The sequence below is a fragment of the Streptomyces musisoli genome, from assembly GCF_016741855.1.
GTDB classification, from domain to species: Bacteria; Actinomycetota; Actinomycetes; order Streptomycetales; family Streptomycetaceae; genus Streptomyces; species Streptomyces musisoli.
Map to the genome: position 1 here is coordinate 22,180 of NZ_JAERRH010000026.1, position 16,017 is coordinate 38,196.

The 16,017-nt window shown below is 73.0% G+C and carries 16 protein-coding genes and 3 pseudogenes; 11 read left to right on the forward strand and 8 right to left on the reverse strand.

The genetic code is table 11. The features are described from left to right. Window positions 1–65 precede the first annotated feature (65 nt). Window positions 66–146 (forward strand): annotated as a pseudogene (locus JK361_RS42760) (carbohydrate ABC transporter permease); the annotation flags it as partial. 131 nt (window positions 147–277) lie between these two features. On the opposite strand, the gene JK361_RS36105 reads toward JK361_RS42760, so the two are convergent. Beyond that, window positions 278–484 (reverse strand): DUF5999 family protein, encoded by a 207-nt coding sequence (locus JK361_RS36105; protein ID WP_201826526.1) that lies wholly within the window; start codon window positions 482–484, stop codon window positions 278–280. A 289-nt stretch (window positions 485–773) separates the two neighbouring features. Further along, a complete protein-coding gene (locus tag JK361_RS36110) occupies window positions 774–1,373 on the reverse strand; it encodes a hypothetical protein (protein ID WP_201826528.1) in 600 nt (199 codons plus the stop codon). A gap of 569 nt (window positions 1,374–1,942) precedes the next feature. Between JK361_RS36110 and JK361_RS36115 the strand changes: the two genes are divergently transcribed. After that, window positions 1,943–3,460, forward strand: a complete 1,518-nt coding sequence (locus JK361_RS36115; protein ID WP_201826530.1) for a glutamate-cysteine ligase family protein — start codon at window positions 1,943–1,945, stop codon at window positions 3,458–3,460. Window positions 3,461–3,595: 135 nt separating this feature from the next. Next, window positions 3,596–4,396: a CPBP family intramembrane glutamic endopeptidase gene (locus JK361_RS36120; RefSeq protein ID WP_201826532.1), complete on the forward strand. Its 801-nt coding sequence runs from the start codon at window positions 3,596–3,598 to the stop codon at window positions 4,394–4,396. A 7-nt stretch (window positions 4,397–4,403) separates the two neighbouring features. Here JK361_RS36120 and JK361_RS36125 read toward each other — a convergent pair whose 3' ends face one another. Next, a complete protein-coding gene (locus tag JK361_RS36125) occupies window positions 4,404–5,216 on the reverse strand; it encodes a PhzF family phenazine biosynthesis protein (RefSeq protein ID WP_201826534.1) in 813 nt (270 codons plus the stop codon). Between the two features lie 45 nt (window positions 5,217–5,261). After that, window positions 5,262–5,696 (reverse strand): hypothetical protein, encoded by a 435-nt coding sequence (locus JK361_RS36130; protein ID WP_201826536.1) that lies wholly within the window; start codon window positions 5,694–5,696, stop codon window positions 5,262–5,264. 91 nt (window positions 5,697–5,787) lie between these two features. On the opposite strand from JK361_RS36130, the gene JK361_RS36135 reads away from it, so the two are divergent. Both JK361_RS36135 and JK361_RS36140 read left to right on the forward strand, forming a co-directional pair. Then, window positions 5,788–6,138, forward strand: coding sequence for a MerR family transcriptional regulator (locus JK361_RS36135; RefSeq protein WP_201826538.1), 351 nt, complete (start codon window positions 5,788–5,790; stop codon window positions 6,136–6,138). Window positions 6,139–6,673: 535 nt separating this feature from the next. Beyond that, window positions 6,674–7,300 (forward strand): PadR family transcriptional regulator, encoded by a 627-nt coding sequence (locus tag JK361_RS36140; protein WP_201826599.1) that lies wholly within the window; start codon window positions 6,674–6,676, stop codon window positions 7,298–7,300. 64 nt (window positions 7,301–7,364) lie between these two features. Here JK361_RS36140 and JK361_RS36145 read toward each other — a convergent pair whose 3' ends face one another. Continuing rightward, window positions 7,365–7,793, reverse strand: coding sequence for a type II toxin-antitoxin system Rv0910 family toxin (locus JK361_RS36145; RefSeq protein ID WP_201826540.1), 429 nt, complete (start codon window positions 7,791–7,793; stop codon window positions 7,365–7,367). A 373-nt stretch (window positions 7,794–8,166) separates the two neighbouring features. Here JK361_RS36145 and JK361_RS36150 point away from each other — a divergent pair. The 3 genes and pseudogenes from JK361_RS36150 to JK361_RS36160 all read left to right on the forward strand — a co-directional run. Next, window positions 8,167–8,523, forward strand: a pseudogene (locus tag JK361_RS36150) (peptidase); the annotation flags it as partial. Window positions 8,524–8,832: 309 nt separating this feature from the next. Next, a pseudogene (locus tag JK361_RS36155) lies at window positions 8,833–9,066 on the forward strand (Clp protease N-terminal domain-containing protein); the annotation flags it as partial. A 150-nt stretch (window positions 9,067–9,216) separates the two neighbouring features. Continuing rightward, complete coding sequence (locus JK361_RS36160; RefSeq protein WP_201826542.1) at window positions 9,217–10,221, forward strand: EamA family transporter; 1,005 nt, start codon at window positions 9,217–9,219, stop codon at window positions 10,219–10,221. A 217-nt stretch (window positions 10,222–10,438) separates the two neighbouring features. Here the strand turns inward: JK361_RS36160 and JK361_RS36165 are convergent, their stop codons facing one another. Beyond that, window positions 10,439–11,119 (reverse strand): pyridoxamine 5'-phosphate oxidase family protein, encoded by a 681-nt coding sequence (locus JK361_RS36165; protein WP_201826544.1) that lies wholly within the window; start codon window positions 11,117–11,119, stop codon window positions 10,439–10,441. A 63-nt stretch (window positions 11,120–11,182) separates the two neighbouring features. On the opposite strand from JK361_RS36165, the gene JK361_RS36170 reads away from it, so the two are divergent. After that, on the forward strand, window positions 11,183–12,514 hold the full coding sequence (locus tag JK361_RS36170; protein WP_201826546.1) for an aminotransferase class I/II-fold pyridoxal phosphate-dependent enzyme: 1,332 nt from the start codon (window positions 11,183–11,185) through the stop codon (window positions 12,512–12,514). Between the two features lie 43 nt (window positions 12,515–12,557). Here the strand turns inward: JK361_RS36170 and JK361_RS36175 are convergent, their stop codons facing one another. Further along, window positions 12,558–13,508, reverse strand: coding sequence for a DMT family transporter (locus JK361_RS36175; RefSeq protein ID WP_201826548.1), 951 nt, complete (start codon window positions 13,506–13,508; stop codon window positions 12,558–12,560). A gap of 74 nt (window positions 13,509–13,582) precedes the next feature. Here JK361_RS36175 and JK361_RS36180 point away from each other — a divergent pair, with 74 nt between their 5' ends. Further along, window positions 13,583–14,485: a LysR family transcriptional regulator gene (locus tag JK361_RS36180; RefSeq protein ID WP_201826550.1), complete on the forward strand. Its 903-nt coding sequence runs from the start codon at window positions 13,583–13,585 to the stop codon at window positions 14,483–14,485. Window positions 14,486–14,748: 263 nt separating this feature from the next. Here the strand turns inward: JK361_RS36180 and JK361_RS36185 are convergent, their stop codons facing one another. Further along, window positions 14,749–15,219 (reverse strand): pyridoxamine 5'-phosphate oxidase family protein, encoded by a 471-nt coding sequence (locus tag JK361_RS36185; RefSeq protein ID WP_201826552.1) that lies wholly within the window; start codon window positions 15,217–15,219, stop codon window positions 14,749–14,751. 149 nt (window positions 15,220–15,368) lie between these two features. Here JK361_RS36185 and JK361_RS36190 point away from each other — a divergent pair, with 149 nt between their 5' ends. Then, window positions 15,369–16,013, forward strand: coding sequence for a cysteine hydrolase family protein (locus JK361_RS36190; protein WP_201826554.1), 645 nt, complete (start codon window positions 15,369–15,371; stop codon window positions 16,011–16,013). Window positions 16,014–16,017: the final 4 nt, after the last annotated feature.

Genomic DNA, 16,017 nt, shown 5'->3' on the forward strand with positions numbered 1-16,017 from the left:
GGCGGTCGCCACAGCTCCGCGTGCTCGCCCCTGGACGCGCTCGAATGTTTCGGTGACGTTCGCGGATACCGGCCTGTAGCGCCTTCGGGTTCTTCCGGAGGGTGCTGCTGCCCATGGCCCGGCCGACGCTCGGCACCGTCTCGGTCTCGCGGTGGTCACCTCCGAGGCACGTCCGCGACTCGGCGGCACCCGCGTGGCCGCAGCCGGTCCCCGGCGCGCGTCGGGGCCGGTGCGCACGGGTGCGTGCGGCCGGCCCCGTAGGGTCACTGTGCCGTGCTCAGGCGGCGGTCATCACCTGACCCGCACCCAGCGGGCGGTGCGGGGCGATGATGCGGCCGTCGGGCAGCAGCTCGCCGGTGTCCTCGAAGAGCAGGACACCGTTGCACAGCAGGCTCCATCCCTGTTCCGGGTGGTGCGCCACGAGACGGGCGGACTCCCGGTCGGCGGATTCGGCTGTCGGGCACGGCGGCTGGTGCTGGCACATGGGCGGGATCTTTCGGTCTGTTGTGATCATGTCCGTCCCCCGTGATGAAGAGTCGGTCTGAAACCAGTGTTGTCCTCTGGGAGTCATTCCGCAGGGATTTCACAGCACCGCTTCTCACAGGTTCATGACGCGTCACCCGCCCGGACGGTTCACTCCAACTGCACTGTCACTTCGGATGGTTCGCTCTGGTCGGATAGGACTAGTCCGGACGGCAGGGCGACGGCAAAGTGACGAAGAGTCGGTCGTACCCCGCTTCCCGTCCGGGCAGCGGGGTACGCGGGCACACGGGTCAGGCGGGAGAGCCGAGCACCGGCGAGCCGAGCAGGGGAAGAGGAGTCGCCCGATGGGTCAGCACCGGAAGCAACTCGGCGACGCGGAACGGGCGGTGCGCCGGGATGCCGGGCGGGGCGGGCGCCAGCGGGACGAGCAGGTCGGTGGCGGCCGGATGGCCCTCGGCACCGTCGCCGGAGCAGTCCCCGTGCAGCCACAGGGTGAGCATGTACAGGCCGGGCACGGACAGCAGTCGCGCCTGGTACGGCTGTGGCAGCGCCTCCGCCTGCTGAAGCGCGCGCTCGGTGGAGGCGACGTACGGGCCCTCGAAGAAGTGCGAGAAGGCCCAGCCGTCGGGGGTGAGCATGGTCTCGGCCGCCGCCACGGCACGGTCGCCGCACCGGATCAGGAAACGCCAGCCGGCCAGCCGGGTGGAGGACAGGCCTTGTGCGGTGATCCGGTCCAGCACGTGGACGGGGAGCGGGAGTTCCGGTGTCGCGGGCCCCTGCACGGCGCGCAGGGAGGGGGTTCGGGCCTCACGGACCGCGGTGGGGGAGCCGAGGGCGGTGAGGACGGAGCGCAGGGCAGGCGCGGGGGCAGGGGGTACGTGCAGCGGCATGTGGGTCGCCTCTCATTCGACAGGCGCGGCGGCGCGAGGAGGGGTGGGGCGGACGGCGCTGTCTGCTCACGGAAGGCCGGAGAGGTGGGGGCCCAGGTCGGTGTGAACGAGGGTGCGGCTCGGTCAGTCGCCCGTCAACCGGGGCGACAGGAACTCCGCGGAAACCAGGACCGGGTGTGTCACCTTGTGCCTTGTGGACGGAGTTTATACGACGTGTGTTCGGCCGATGTTCCGGCTATCCGATTCCGCTTGATCCGGCAAGGCCGAATTGGGTCGACGATTTGCGGAACTCATCCCGATTTCCGGGCCGCGCCCCGTGTCTGACCTCGCAATACGCGCCGGTAACGGTCGGCCGAATGTCGTCGGCGTTTTTCACGAGGCGTTCGGGGCACCCGGAGGTGCAAGCTGCGGCATGCCTCGTGAATGTGCCGCCGGGAACATTCCGACAGAGTAGCGGGCGGCGGCCCCGCGCGGGACGTTATCGATCGCTTCGGCTGGGCATCATCCCACCTGACCCGGGAGCCCGGCGGCCGGATCGACGGCCCGCCCATCCGAGGAGGGACACTTCGATGGGGGAGAAGGTGGTGGCGGGGCAGTTCGACCTGTCCGATCGCCAGCGCTACCGCGAAAAGCTCCAGAAGTGCCTGACGGGACTGGAGCAGCTGCTGCGCGAGAAGCGATTCGACCGACCCAAGAACCTCATGGGAGTCGAGATCGAACTGAATCTCGCGGGGCACGACGGCATGCCGAAAATGTTGAACGGGCAGGTACTGGAGCGCATCGCGAGTCGCGATTTCCAGACAGAACTCGCCATGTTCAACCTGGAAGTCAACATCGCTCCACATCGATTGGGCGGCCGGGTATTCGACCGGCTCGCCGAGGAACTGCGCATCTCGCTCGCCTACGCCGACCGGAAGGCCGGAGAGGTGGACGCGGGCATCGTGATGATCGGCATCCTGCCCACCCTCGACCGGGACGACCTGGTCTCCTCCAACCTCTCCGAGGTCGACCGCTACACCCTCCTCAACGACCAGATCGTCGCCGCCCGCGGCGAGGACTTCCGGCTCGACATCGAGGGGGCGGAACACCTCGTCTGCACATCCAAATCGATCGTCCCCGAGGCCGCGTGCACCTCGGTGCAGCTCCATCTCCAGGTCACCCCGGCACGGTTCGCGGACGTGTGGAACGCGGCCCAGGTGGCCTGCGCCCCGCAGATCGCCGTCGGCGCCAACTCTCCGTTCCTCTTCGGTCACGAGCTGTGGCGCGAGTCCCGGCCCCCGCTCTTCCTCCAGTCCACCGACACCCGGCCGCCCGAACTCCAGGCACAGGGAGTCCGGCCCCGCACCTGGTTCGGCGAGCGGTGGATCACCTCCGCCTACGACCTGTTCGAGGAGAACCTGCGCTACTTCCCGGCGCTGCTCCCGATCTGCGACGAGGAGGAGCCGCTGGAGGTCATCGAGGCCGGCGGGGTGCCCCGGCTCGCCGAACTCGTCCTGCACAACGGCACGATCTACCGCTGGAACCGGCCGGTGTACGGCATCGCGGACGGCGTCCCGCACCTCAGGGTGGAGAACCGGGTGCTGCCGGCCGGGCCGACCATCACCGACGTGATCGCCAACGCGGCCTTCTACTACGGGGTCGTCCGGGCCCTCGCCGAGGACTCCCGGCCGCTGTGGACGCGGATGCCGTTCGCCGCGGCCGAGGCGAACTTCGACGCGGCGTGCCGGCACGGCATCGACGCGCGCTTCGTCTGGCCGCGGCGGGGACGGTACGGCGGCACGGGCGAGATCGACGCCGTCACGCTGATCCGTGACGAGCTGCTGCCGCTCGCCTCCGCGGGGCTGGACGCGTGGGGTGTGGAGCCCGCCGACCGCGACCTCTATCTCGGTGTGATCGAGGAACGCTGCCGACGCCGGGTCAACGGGGCGTCCTGGCAGGCGGCCACCTTCCACCGGGCGCTGGAGCAGGGAATGTCCCGCGAGGCGGCCCTGGCGGCGACGACCCGCCGGTACGCCGAACTGATGCATGTCGGGGAACCGGTGCACACATGGCCGGTGGGGTTGCCGACGGCCGTACCGCTCGGCTGAGGGCCGGACCCGCGATGCCGCGGTGAGGCCGCCGGGGGCGGTGCGGTTCGGGGTGTGCGGTGTCCCGGGATCGGCTTCTGCGATCCTTGCCAGGCGAAGGTGGGCCAGGGGCCCGTGAGCCGGCAGGAGGCAGGGGTGCAGGTGGAGGCTGACGCGGTGGCCGATTCCTCGGCGCGGGGGCGCGACCCGCGGCGGATCCTGCGGGACGAGACGCTCCTCGTCCTCGGGCTCTCGCTCGGGGCGAGCGGCGTGTCCGCACTGATCAGCTTCATCGGCTCGGTCACCAAGCCGGGCGGCCTCAAGGACCAGGCGGCCACCCTCAACGCCTCGGCCGCACCGGGCCGCCCCTGGCTGGACCTGGCGTGGCAGCTCTTCGGCATCGCCTCCGCGCTGATCCCGGTGGCGCTCGTCGCCCATCTGCTGCTGCGCGAGGGCACGAGCCTGCGCGCCCTCGGCTTCGACCGCACCCGGCCCTGGCCCGACCTGGCCCGCGGCGCCGGGATCGCGGCCGTGATCGGCAGCACCGGCATCGCCTTCTACCTGGCCGCCCGCGGCCTCGGCTTCAACCTCACGGTCGTCCCCGAGGCCCTGCCGGACGTGTGGTGGAAGTACCCGGTGCTGATCCTCTCCGCGCTGCAGAACGCGATCCTCGAAGAGGTCATCGTCGTCGGCTATCTGCTGCGCAGGCTCGGCCAGTTGGGCTGGACCCCGGGGACCGCGCTGGTGGCCAGCGCGGTCCTGCGCGGCTCGTACCACCTCTACCAGGGCATCGGCGGCTTCCTCGGCAACATGGTCATGGGCGTGGTGTTCGTCCTGCTGTACCGCCGCTGGGGCCGGGTCGGCCCGCTGGTCGTCGCGCACTCCCTGCTCGACATCGGCGCGTTCGTCGGATACGCCCTCCTCGCGGGCAAGGTGGGCTGGCTGCCGACGGCCTGACGAGCCCTCAGGCGTGCAGTTCGCCCTCGATGACCGTCACCGCGCGGCCGGTGAGCAGGGTGCGCTCGCCGCGCAGGCCGGTACGGACCAGTCCGGTGCGCCGGGAGGCCTGTAGCCCGGTGAGGTCGTCGCGGCCGAGGCGGGATGACCAGTGCGGGGCGAGCGCGGTGTGGGCGCTGCCGGTCACCGGGTCCTCGTCGATCCCGACGTTCGGGAAGAAGCAGCGGGAGACGTAGTCGTAGCCGCGGGCGGGGTCCTCGGCGCGGGCGGTGGCGATGATGCCGCGCGAGGAGTACGCGCCGAGGGCCTTGAGGTCGGGGGAGAGGCCGAGGACGGTCTTCTCGTCGGCCAGCTCCACCAGCAGGTCGCCGACGTTCGGACCGGTGTCGAACGCGGCGGCCGGCTCCGCGCCGAGCGCCTCGGCGACCCCGGCCGGGGTCTCGACCGGGGTGAGCGGGGCGGTCGGGAAGTCGAGGGTGATCGAGCCGTCCGCGGCGGGCGTGGCGATCAGCACGCCGCTGCGGGTGGCGAACCGCACCGGACCCGCGTGGGCCCCGGTGGCGTGCAGGACGTGGGCGGTCGCGAGCGTGGCGTGCCCGCACATGGCGACCTCGGCGACGGGCGTGAACCAGCGCAGCGCCCAGTCCGCCTCACCGCCGTCGGGCAGCCGGTGCGCGTACGCCGTCTCGGCGTGGTTGACCTCCATGGCGACGTTCTGGAGCCAGTCGTCGTCCGGGAAGACGTCGTCCAGGAGCAGGACTCCGGCCGGGTTGCCGGCGAAGGGGCGGTCGGTGAAGGCGTCCACGATTCGAATGCGCATGGTGCCGACGCTAGCGGCTGCGACGACTCGCGGACCAAGGCCAATTCACGAGTGCCGGACCGTTTCCCGCCCGGCCGCCGCACGCGTGCGCAGCCACGGGGCGAGCTGGGCGATGCCGAACGACACCTCCAGGACGAGGAACGGCCACAGCACGGCCGGCCCGCCGTGGGCCAGCGCGTACGCCTGCCACAGGGCGAACAGCACGCGCGCGGCGCCGTCGAGGAGACCGTGCAGCGGCAGCGGCCGTACGACCCGCAGGACGGACCAGACCACCACGACCGAGCCCATCAGGTTGGCGTACAGGGTCTGCATCGGGGTGAGCCCGGGCATCGCGCCGAGGCCGGTCGCGTCGCCCGCGGCGGACAGCAGGTCGTGCACCAGCGCGTACGTCCAGGGTGTGGCGAAGCCGGCCGTGACGATCAGGTCGTACCAGCCGCTGGCGCGGACGAGGCGGGTGTAGGCGGGGTGGGCGGGGTTCATCGGGGCTCCTCCGAAGGGCTCGCTCGGGCGCCGCCCACGCTAGACAGCGGAGTACGCTCCAAGGTCAAGTCGACCGAGCGGTGGGGGAGTCGTGCGCATCGGAGAACTGGCCGTACGTACCGGAGTGTCCAAGGACGCCCTGCGCTTCTACGAGAAGATCGGCCTCATCGAGGGCGACCGGCTGCCCAACGGCTACCGTGACTTCCCGCCGGAGACGGTGCCCTGGCTCCAGTACGTGCGTACGGCGCAGACGCTCGGGTTCACCCTCGCCGAGATCGCCCGGCACGGCGCGGAACTGAAGGAGGCACCGGACAGCGCCGAGGCCCTGTCCGCGCTGTTCGAGGACAAGATCCGGGTCGTGGACGCGCGCATGGCCGAGCTGGCGGCACTCCGCGCGGAACTCACCGGCCGCGTCGGCACCGGCTGCCCGCTGCGGGCGTGAACCGTACGGTGGAACGGGCGGCCCGTTCCGAGGGGACACCGGCACCGGCGAGAGCCGGCTTCATCGAGCTGTAGAGGGCACCGACCGGTCTTCTGGACGGTGGCCGTCGTGGTGTCGGCCGGGTGGATGCCGGCGTTGTCGACCAGGACCTCGCTACGTCCGCCGCGTGCCCGGATCCCGTCGGCCGTCTCCCCGCCCCGCTCGGCGCTGCGGCCCGAGACGGCGCCCTGCGCCCCCTCGGCGGCGAACGCCTCCGCGATCCCGCGGCCCTGTTGCCGCTCGCTCCCCGTCACCAGGCGGTCCGCCCGCGACACGCATCGGCACGCTCACTCCTCGCTCGGTTCTCCTCCCCCCCCCCGGTCCGGGCGCGACCGCCGCTCTGCGGCTGAAGAGCGGACTCGCGAGTTCCGAATCGGCGCCTCTGCTCGCTCTTCGACGGGGGTTGTCGGAGCGAGGTTTCCGATATATCGTTGAAGCATCGCGAACGATACGCGATGCATACGTGACAGATCAGCGATGGAATGGAGTGATCATGATGCGTACCCACGGATTCGAGCGTGGACATCGGCACGAGGGCCCCGGCTGCCGGGGCATGGGCGGCTTCGAGGGCCGTCGGGCCGCCTTCGGCCCGTTCGGGCCGGGCGGCCCGGGATTCGGTCCCGGTGGCCCCGGTTTCGGACCGGGTGGCTGGGGGCCCCGAGGGCGGGGCGGTCCGCGGGGGCGGGCGCGGCGAGGTGACGTACGCGCCTCGATCCTGGCCCTGCTCAGGGACCGGCCCATGCACGGCTACGAGATGATCCAGGAGATCGCCGAACGCAGTGGCGGCGCCTGGAAGCCCAGCCCCGGCTCGGTCTACCCCACCCTCCAGCTGCTGGAGGACGAGGGCCTGATCGCCAGTGAGACCGAGGGCGGCAAGAAGCTGTTCGCGCTGACCGGGAGCGGACGCGCCGCCGCCGAGGAAGGGCCGGACGCCCCTTGGGAGGAGGCCTCGCGCGGAGTCGACTGGGAGGCCCTCACCGAGATCCGCCAGGCCGGCTTCGGCCTGATGGAGGCGTTCGGTCAGGTCTGGAAGACCGGCAGCAAGGAACAGCGCGAGAAGGCGCTGACCGTCATCAACGACGCCCGCAAGAAGCTGTACCTCATCCTCGCCGACGAGCACTGAGGCCCGTACGGCGATCCCGGCGCCCCGCGCGGTGTCCGCGCGGGGCGCCTTGGCGTGTCCCGGCTCAGGCCACCAGGCCGTCCAGCTTGCGCAGCGACTCGTTCAGGGCGGCCGTCGCCGAGTCCTTGAGCTTGCCCGCCATCAGCGACACCGCGGCGCCGGTGAACTCGCCGTCGATCCGGAGGGTCGTGGCGTCCCCGTCCGGGGTCAGCGTGTAGCGGGTGGCGACGGTCACCGCCATCGGGCCCTTGCCGCGGATGGCGAACACCCGGGCCGGTTCCAGCTCCTCGATGGTCCAGTCGACCTCCGCCGGAAAGCCCATCAGCTTCATGTTCTCCTGGAACGTCCCGCCCACGGCCAGGGTCTCGGGGCCGCCCCGGGGGAAGCTCGTGTGGGTCGCGTTCCAGGTCCCGTACGACGGCCAGTCGGTGAGCTGGGCCCACACCTTCTCGGCCGGCGCCTGGATGCGTGCCTCCGCGCTGACTTCGGCCATGCGACCACCCCTCCGGGTCGGGCGTATCGGGCTACGGTGTCGCGGAACGTAGCGGCAGGGGCGCGAACATTCAATACTGATGAACCGTCAGGCGGGGGTGCGGGTCCGGTTCACGCGTACCGTTTGCCGGTGACCGCGGCCGGTGCCGCGAGCCGGCCGCCGCGCACGCCTTCCTCGGTGCCGCGGGTCGGCTGCCGCGCGCGCCTTCCTCGGTGCCGCGAGACGTGCGACGGCGCGGCACGGTTGTTCTCGGGGAGCGGCGCAAGGCGGCGCGCGCCCCTTGCGCGTAATCGGCCGGATCTCCTCCGCAAGGATGAGATCCGGTTCGGTGATGTCCACTGGGCGTGGGACGCGAAAATGGTTCCCGTCGTGGATGCCCCGTCCCGCCGATGCTGATGAGGTGGGGGATGTGCAACCCCGTACAGCCCACCGGACCCTCCACGACGCAGTGGTTCCGCACCAGGACGGCGCCGCCGGGCTCGGTGCCGAGCTGGCGGCGGTGGTCGCCGGTGCCCGCCGGCGGGCCGTCCGGGACGGGGACCGGCAGACCGACACCGCCCATCTGCTCCACGCCCTGCTGGAACACGACCCCGAGGCCCGCGCCGCCGTGGGCGAGCCCCGGCGGCTCGCCCGGCTCCTCGGCTACCTCGTGCAGCGCAGCATCGGCTACGGACTGCGCTGGCAGGGCAGCGTGGAGGACTCCGGCGCGAACCCCCTCGTCGCCGCTCCGGTCGGAACCGCCGCTCCGGTCGGTTCCGCGGCTCCGGTCGGTTCCGCGGCTCCGGTTGGAGTCATCGAGCCGGTCGGTCCCGGCGCTCAGGTCGGAACCGTCGAGCCGGTCGGTCCCGCCGCTCCGGTCGGTCCCGGCGCTCAGGTCGGAACCGTCGGGCCGGTCGGAACCGTCGGGCCGGTCGGAACCGTAGGGCCGGTCGGAACCGTCGGGCCGGTCGGAACCGTAGGGCCGGTCGGAACCGTAGGGCCGGTCGGAGTCGTCGGGCCGGTCGGTCCCGGCGCCGGTCCGGGCGGCGCGGTGAGGGACGCCGGGGGCTGGTCTCCCGCCGCGTCCACGGCGCTCGCGGACGCCCGCGTCCGCGCCCGGCTGCGGGGCGCACCCCGTGTCACCGGCACCGACCTGCTCGCGGCCCTCGCCGCGGACCCGCGGTCACGGGCCGTCGAAGTCCTCGAACGCGCCGGGATCCCGGCCCGCGAGCTGGCCGCGCGGATCGAGGCCGGAACCGGCGAGTACGCCCCCGACGGAGAGGCGGCCCGCTGACGCCCCAGACTGGCCTGCTGACGTCCGGACCGGCCCGCTGACGCCCGGACTGGCCTGCTGACGTCCGGACCGGCCCGCTGACGCCCGGGCCGTCCACCTGCTGAGACAGGTGTCATCCGGGGTGACGCTCCTGTCGGTGCCTGTCATCATGTGCCGGTGCATACGTCTGGTAGCAGTCACGACAGCCCCGGCAAGGGAACCGGTCTCGGCCTCGCGCTCGCCTCGGCTCTGGCCTTCGGCGGGTCCGGCGTGGCCGCCAAGCCGCTGATCGAGGCGGGACTCGACCCGCTGCACGTGGTCTGGCTGCGGGTGGCGGGCGCCGCACTGGTGATGCTGCCGCTCGCGGTACGGCACCGCGCCCTGCCGCTCCGCCGGCCCGCGCTGCTCGCCGGGTTCGGGCTGCTCGCCGTCGCCGGTGTCCAGGCCTGCTACTTCGCCGCGCTCTCCCGGATCCCGGTCGGCGTGGCCCTGCTCATCGAATACCTGGCGCCGGCCCTGGTGCTGGGCTGGGTGCGGTTCGTGCAGCGGCGGCCCGTCACCCGGGCCGCCGCGCTCGGCGTGGTCCTCGCCGCGGGCGGCCTCGCCTGTGTGGTCGAGGTCTGGTCGGGGCTGAGCTTCGACGCGCTGGGCCTGGTCCTCGCCCTCGGTGCCGCCTGCTGCCAGGTCGGCTACTTCGTCCTGGCCGACCAGGGCGGCGACGCGGGCGAGACGGCGCCCGACCCGCTCGGCGTCATCGCCTACGGACTGCTCGTCGGCGCCGCCGTGCTGACGGCCGTCGCCCGCCCCTGGAACATGGACTGGTCGGTGCTGGCGGGCTCCGCGGACCTGAACGGCACCGCCGTACCGGCCGTCGCCCTGCTCGCCTGGGTGGTGCTGGTCGCCACGGTGATCGCCTACATCACCGGCGTGGTGGCCGTGCGCCGGCTGTCGCCGCAGGTCGCCGGGGTCGTCGCCTGCCTGGAGGCGGTCATCGCGACCGTGCTGGCCTGGGTGCTGCTCGGCGAGCATCTGTCCGCGCCACAGGTCGCGGGCGGCGCGGTCGTCCTCGTCGGCGCGTTCATCGCCCAGTCCTCGGCCCCCGCCAAGGGCTCCCCGGAGCCGGTCGCCACGGGCGGCGCGGAACGGGAGCTGTCCGCCCGCGGCAGCACCGCGTAGGGCGCCGCTCACGCCGTCGAGCGGACACCGCCCCCGTTCCGCGCCGCCCGGGGCGGGGGCGCCTCCGGCGGCGCGTGGCGGTCAAGGTCTTCCGGCCGGGCGCCGAGCCGCGGACCGAGGACCGTCTCGCCTGGGAGGCCGTCCTCCCGGCCGGCCTCCAGCACCCCGGGCTGGTCACCGTCTGCGAACCCGTCCCCGGCTCTCTCCCCCCGGGCCGCTAGCGCGCCGTCAGGTAGTCCGGCAGGCCGATGCCGGGAGCCAGGTCGGCGTTGGGGACCGGGGCCTCGTAACCCTTGCGGAGCGGCACGACCCCGGCCCAGAACGGCAGGGAGAGGTCGGCCGGCTCGTCGTTGGCCCCGCCGGTACGGACCTTGGCCGAGACCTCGTCGAGGTCCAGGCGGATGACCGCGGTGGCGGCCAGCTCCTTCTTGTCCGCGGGCCGGGAGTCGGCGGACCGGCCCGGTACGGCGTGGTCGACCAGCGCGTCCAGGGCCAGTCGCCGCTCCTCGGGATCGGTGACCTCGTGCGCGATGCCGTGCACCACGACCGAGCGGTAGTTGATCGAGTGGTGGAAGGCGGAACGCGCCAGCACCAGCCCGTCGACGTGGGTGACCGTCAGGCACACCGGCAGGCCGGGGTCGGTCCCGCCGGCCATCCGCAGCGGGCGCGAACCGGTCGACCCGTGGATGTACAGCCGCTCGCCGACCCGGCCGTAGAGCGTCGGCAGCACCACCGGGGCGCCGTCCCGGACGAAGCCGAGGTGGCAGACGTACCCCTCGTCCAATATCGCGTGCACCAGTTCCTTGTCGTACGACGCCCGGTCCGCGGAGCGCGTCGGCACGGTCCGGTCGGTCGGCGTGTAGGCGGCGGCATGCGTTTCCTCGGTCGTCCCCGGCATGACGGAACCCTCCATGGGTGTGGCGTGTGGCGAACAGTTTTGTACTAGTGCATAATGCTCTTTGTGCTAGGAGAATATCGGATCACCGGGCGGAGTGCAGCCGAGATCGCGGCCGCCGTCGAGCGGGCGGTCGGCGCGGGGGAGCTGCGGCCGGGCCAACCCCTGCCTCCCATGCGGGAGTTGGCGGCCCAGCTGGGGGTGAATCCGAACACGGTCGCCGCCGCCTATCGCACCCTGCGCGAACGCGGGGTGATCGAGACGGCCGGCCGCCGGGGCAGTCGTGTCCGCTCCAAGCCGGCCACCACCGGCCGCGAGGAACTGCGGGTGCAGGTGCCCCCCGGGGGGCGCGACCTCTCCACGGGCAACCCCGATCCGGCCCTGCTGCCCCGTCTGGCCCCGGCGCTCGCCGCGGCCGCCGGGGAGGGCGACCGCCGGCCCGTCCTCTACGGCGACGACCCCGTCGACGCGGACCTCGCCCGGCTCGCCCGCGCCGAACTCGACGCCGACGGCGTCCCCGCGGGGCCGCTGACGGTGACCTCCGGCTCCCTCGACGCCATCGAACGCGTCCTCGCCGCGCACCTCCGGCCCGGCGACACGGTCGCCGTCGAGGACCCCGGCTGGGGCAGCGCCCTGGACCTCGTCCCCGCCCTGGGCCTGCGCCTGGCCCCCGTCGGCGTGGACGACGACGGGCCGCGCGCGGACGACCTGCGCCGCGCCCTGGAATCCGGCGCCCGCGCCCTGATCGTCACCGACCGCGCCCAGAACCCGACCGGTGCCTCGGTGGCCGCCACCCGCGCGCGTGCCCTGCGTGCGGTGCTGCGCGACCACCCGGAGACCCTGCTCATCGAGGACGATCACGGTCACGGCATCGTCGACCTGCCCCTGCACCCCCTCGCGGGCGTCACCCGCCACTGGGCCTTCGTCCGCTCGGCCGCCAAGGCCTACGGCCCCGACCTGCGCCTCGCCGTCCTCGCCGGCGACCCCGTCACCATGGACCGGGTCCGGGGCCGCCAGCGACTGGGCCCCGGCTGGGTGAGCCTGCTCCTCCAGCGGGCCGTGGTGCACCTGTGGACGGACGGCGCGGTGGACCGGCCGGCCGTGGCGCGGTCGTACGGCGAGCGCAGGGACGCCCTGGTCGACGCGCTGGCGGAACGCGGGGTCACCGCCCACGGCCGCAGCGGCATGAACGTCTGGGTACCGGTGCCCGACGAGACGGGCGCGGTGGCCCGTCTGGTGCAAGGAGGCTGGGCGGTCGCACCGGGTGCCCGCTTCCGCCTCGCCTCACCGCCGGGCATCCGCATCACGGTCTCCACGCTCACGCGGGAGGACGTCATCCCCCTGGCCGACGCGGTGGCGGCGGCGGTACGCCCGAGCCCGGCACGCGTCTACGGCTGACGGCACCTGGAGAGCTGGCGGCGCCTGAAGGAAGGGGGCGCCCTCAGGCGCGCCTGCCCCGCACCTGGGTGAGCGCGGCCCCCGCGATGACGATCAGGGCCCCCACCGGCGTGGTCCACCGCAGCGACTCCCCGAGGATCGCCACCCCCGCGGCCGTGGCGATGACGGGAATGAAGTACGTGACCATCTGGGCGGTGGTGGGTCCGACCTCGGCGACGAGTCCGTACTGGATGAGGACCGCGAGCCCCGTGCCCAGCGCGCCGAGCGCGGCGACTGCCAGCAGCGGAACGAACGCGAAGTGCTCGGGGACGCTGGTGAACAGCGGCGTCACGACGGCCAATTGCACCGTGGCCAGCAGCAGCTGCCCCCCGGTCATCGCCAGGTGCGAGTTCCCGGTGCCGGCCAGTGTCCGGCGGACGTAGATCCAGCCCACCGGGTAGCTCAGCGAGGCCAGCAGCGCCATCGCCGTGCCCGTGGCGTCCAGGCCGTGGAAGCCCTGCCAGACACCCAGCACGGTCAGCACGCCCAGGAAGCCGAGCGCGAGACCGGCGACCCGGACCCGGGTGGGCCGGTCCTCGGACAGCGCGACCAGGGAGAGGAGCATGCCCCACAGGGGAGACGTGGCATTGCAGATGCCGGCCAGCGTGGACGGGATCGTCAGCTCGGAGTAGGCGAAGAGGGAGAACGGCAGGGCGTTCAGCAGGAACGCGGCGACCGCCATGTGCCCCCACAGCCGGGCCTCGCGCGGCAGCCGCTCCCGCTTCACGGCCATCGCCGCCATCAGCACCGCCGTACCGAACACGAGCCGTCCCAGCGTGACCTGGAACGGCGCGTACCCCTCGGTTCCCACCTTGATCAGCAGGAAGCTGAAGCCCCAGATCAGGGACAGGGCGCCGAAGCGCAGCCGCCAGTCCAGGCGGGCGCGGGGGCGGACGGGAGCGGAGGGGGAGGCGGAGGCGGAGGACCGGGTGCGGGACGTGGTGACCGTGCTCATGGGTTCAACGATGCCGGAGGCAACCTCGTAGGACAATCGAGATTTCTCTCCTGATACCTCTTAGGATTGCTTACATGTTGAACCTTGAGCGCCTGCGTACCCTGGACGCCCTGGCCCGGCACGGCTCGGTGAGCGCCGCCGCCGACGCCCTGCACGTCACCACGTCCGCGGTCTCGCAGCAGCTGGGCAAGCTGGAGCGGGAGATCGGCCAGCAGCTCCTCGCCAAGAACGGCCGGGGGGTACGGCTCACGGACGCCGGCCGGCTGCTGTCGGAGCACGCGGCGCGGATCCTGTCGCAGGTCGAGCTGGCCGAGTCGGACCTGGAGGCGCACCGCGGGCAGGTCGTCGGCGAACTCCGGCTCTCGGCGTTCCCGACCGCCGCGCGCGGCCTGTTCCCCGCCGCGCTCGGCACGCTGCGCGCCGAGCACCCGGGGTTGCGCGTGCGCTCCAGCGAGGTGGAGCCCGAACAGGGCGTCGCCGGGGTCGTCCGCGGTGATCTCGACCTCGCGGTGGTCCTGGACTGGTACAACAAGCCGATGCCCGTACCCGACGGCCTGGTCAAGGCGCCCCTGCTGGACGACCCGGCCGATGTCGCCATGCCCGTCGGGCACCGGCTCGCGGACCGGGACGAGGTGGACCTGACCGAGTTCGCCGAGGACGAGTGGATCACTTGGGGCGAGGGGGAGTTCTGTCACGAGTGGCTGATGTTCACCCTGCGCTCCAAGGGTGTCGAGCCGATCATCGGCCACCGCGCCGGCGAGACCCACACCCAGCTCGGCCTCGTCGCGGCCGGCCTGGGGGTGTGCATCGCGCCGCTGCTGGGCCGGCACCCGGTGCCCGAGGGCGTGGCCCTGGTGCCGCTCAGGCAGCGGGTGCGCCGCCACGTGTACGTCATCTGGCGCGCGGACGCCGACCGCCGGCCCTCCATCCGCGCCGCCGTGGAGGCCCTGCGCGAGACCGCCCGCAAGCTCGGCTGACGCACCGCAGCGGTCACGCCCGCCGGGCTGTCCGGGCCCCGACCGCGACCCGCCGGGCTGTCCGGGCCTCCGGGACCCGGCCGCGACCCGCCGGGCCACCTGGCGGCAACCCGCCGGTCCAGCGGGCCGCAACCGGCCGGTCTGTCCGGCCGCCACCGGCCGGGCCACCCGGGTCCTCCCGGACCCGGTCGCACCCGCCCGGCTGCCCGCCCCTTCCCGGACCCGGTCGCGATCTTCCTGGCTATCCGGGGTGTCGGCCCTCCCTACATCCCGCCCAGCTTCCGGAAGTCCCAGGACACGATCTTCTCCGGGGTCAGCCGGGCCCAGGCGTGGCGGCCGTCGTGCGGCATCTCGTCCAGGCCGAAGTTCTTGCGGGCGAACAGTGTCTCGGCCGTGTCGAGTTCCGCGCACAGCTCACCGGTGCGCGGCACCTCGCCCACGAACTCCACCCGGCCGGACAGCTCGACGCCGCGCAACTGGTCGTACTCCTCGCCGGAGTCGACAACGACGGCCACCCGCGGATCGCGGCTCAGCTGAACCCACCGCCGGCTGCGCACCACCGAGTACAGCCACAGCGAGGTGCCGTCCCACGCGAACCACAGCGCGCTCACATGCGGTGTGCCGTCGGCCGAGACGGTCGCGACCCGGCAGGTGCGCTGGGTGGTGAGGAACTCGTCCAGCTCACCGGGCGTCATCATGATCTTCCGGCCCCGGCGCTGCTGCGTGACGGTCATGCGGCCCCCCTCTTCTTCCACGTCGTGTCCGACAACTCCTCTGTCGCGGTGATCCTCTGACATCACGTCAGAAAAGGGAACCGCCCGGCTTCCGCTCGCACCCCGATGTGGCTACTCTCACCGCCCGGACCCCGGCGAAAGGGCGTGCGATGCCGTCGTACGAGCAGCTCGGCGACCTCCTCGATCCCGCGGGCACCGTCCTGCTCACCGTCGAGTGCCAGCAGGGCGTCGTCGGCCCGGACAGCGCCCTGCCCGAACTCGCCCACGAAGCGCGCTCCTCCGGCGCCCTGCGCAATGTGGCCCGGCTGGTCGCCGCCGCCCACGAGAGCGGTGTGCAGGTGGTCCACGCCATCGCCGAGCGCCGCCCCGACGGCCGCGGGGCCAGCCGCAACGCCCGCCTGTTCCGGGCCGCCGAACGGCTGCCCGTGCGCCAGCTGACCGGCAGCACGGCGGTCCGGGTCGCGCCCCCGATCGAGGTGGGCGAGGGGGACCTCGTCGTACGGCGGCTGCACGGGCTGTCGCCGGTGCACGGCACCGACGTCGACGCCCTGCTGCGCAACCTCGGCTGCCGCACGCTGATCGTCGCCGGGGTCTCGGCCAACGTCGCCGTACCCAACGCGGTGTTCGACGCCGTCAACCTCGGCTACACCGCCGTCGTCCCGTCCGACGCCGTCGCCGGGGTACCCGCCGACTACACCGCCGCGATGATCCGCCACACCCTCGCGCTGGTCGCCACCGTCGCGACCACCGACGAGGTGCTGCGCTGTCTCGAGCACGCCCGCGGGCGGAGCTGAGCCC

Coding starts and splice junctions, on each gene's coding strand:
- JK361_RS36105 (WP_201826526.1), bottom strand. CDS start 484: ATGTGCCAGCACCAGCCGCCGTGCCCGACAGCCGAATCCGCCGACCGG.
- JK361_RS36110 (WP_201826528.1), bottom strand. CDS start 1,373: ATGCCGCTGCACGTACCCCCTGCCCCCGCGCCTGCCCTGCGCTCCGTC.
- JK361_RS36115 (WP_201826530.1), top strand. CDS start 1,943: ATGGGGGAGAAGGTGGTGGCGGGGCAGTTCGACCTGTCCGATCGCCAG.
- JK361_RS36125 (WP_201826534.1), bottom strand. CDS start 5,216: ATGCGCATTCGAATCGTGGACGCCTTCACCGACCGCCCCTTCGCCGGC.
- JK361_RS36130 (WP_201826536.1), bottom strand. CDS start 5,696: ATGAACCCCGCCCACCCCGCCTACACCCGCCTCGTCCGCGCCAGCGGC.
- JK361_RS36140 (WP_201826599.1), top strand. CDS start 6,674: ATGCGTACCCACGGATTCGAGCGTGGACATCGGCACGAGGGCCCCGGC.
- JK361_RS36145 (WP_201826540.1), bottom strand. CDS start 7,793: ATGGCCGAAGTCAGCGCGGAGGCACGCATCCAGGCGCCGGCCGAGAAG.
- JK361_RS36165 (WP_201826544.1), bottom strand. CDS start 11,119: ATGCCGGGGACGACCGAGGAAACGCATGCCGCCGCCTACACGCCGACC.
- JK361_RS36175 (WP_201826548.1), bottom strand. CDS start 13,508: ATGAGCACGGTCACCACGTCCCGCACCCGGTCCTCCGCCTCCGCCTCC.
- JK361_RS36180 (WP_201826550.1), top strand. CDS start 13,583: ATGTTGAACCTTGAGCGCCTGCGTACCCTGGACGCCCTGGCCCGGCAC.
- JK361_RS36185 (WP_201826552.1), bottom strand. CDS start 15,219: ATGACCGTCACGCAGCAGCGCCGGGGCCGGAAGATCATGATGACGCCC.
- JK361_RS36190 (WP_201826554.1), top strand. CDS start 15,369: ATGCCGTCGTACGAGCAGCTCGGCGACCTCCTCGATCCCGCGGGCACC.